This window comes from Bartonella sp. MR168JLCBS (genome assembly GCF_042194175.1).
Genome location: NZ_JBHIMP010000290.1, coordinates 1 through 801, shown reverse-complemented (window position 1 = coordinate 801; position 801 = coordinate 1). Strand labels below are relative to the sequence as shown.

The window sequence follows — 801 nt, the reverse complement described above, 5'->3', positions numbered from 1 at the left end:
TTTGTCCTGTCTACAATAAGCATTTATTACAAATTTTCTCTTTATGAAGCAGCTTCTGCAATAAGACGTTTTCCTTTTTCAAGAGCTTCATCAATCGAACCCACCATATAAAAAGCTGCTTCTGGCAAATCATCATAATCACCAGCACAAAGACCTTTAAACCCTTTGATTGTTTCTTCTAAAGGTACCAGTTTTCCAGGTGATCCAGTAAAGGTTTCAGCCACATGGAAAGGTTGCGAAAGAAAACGTTCAATTTTACGCGCTCGCCCTACCAGCAACTTGTCCTCTTCAGAAAGTTCATCCATTCCAAGAATAGCAATAATATCCTGCAACGATCTATAACGTTGCAAAATGGTCTGAACTTGACAGGCAACAGTATAATGCTCTTCACCCACAACCAATGGATCCAACATGCGTGAGAAAGAATCAAGGGGATCAACTGCTGGATAAATACCCTTTTCAGCAATCGAACGGGAAAGAACCGTTGTCGCATCCAAATGGGCAAAAGATGTAGCTGGCGCTGGATCTGTCAAATCATCAGCCGGCACATAAATAGCCTGAACAGAGGTAATAGAGCCTGTTTTTGTACTTGTAATACGCTCTTGCAAAGCCCCCATGTCCGTTGCCAAAGTTGGCTGATAGCCCACAGCAGAAGGGATACGTCCTAAAAGAGCTGACACTTCAGCGCCTGCTTGTGTAAAACGGAAGATATTATCGACGAAGAAAAGAACATCTTGACCTTCATCACGGAAACTTTCTGCAATGGTCAATCCTGAAAGTGCAACACGTGCCCGTGCTCCT

Annotated in this window: 1 protein-coding gene; it reads right to left on the bottom strand. The window is 42.9% G+C overall.

Features of this window, described 5'->3' with window-relative positions; genetic code table 11:
- Nucleotides 1-41: 41 nt before the first annotated feature.
- Nucleotides 42-801 (bottom strand): F0F1 ATP synthase subunit beta (gene atpD / locus ACFIK8_RS10940; protein WP_375669441.1); only part of this gene is annotated, 760 nt, incomplete at its 5' end.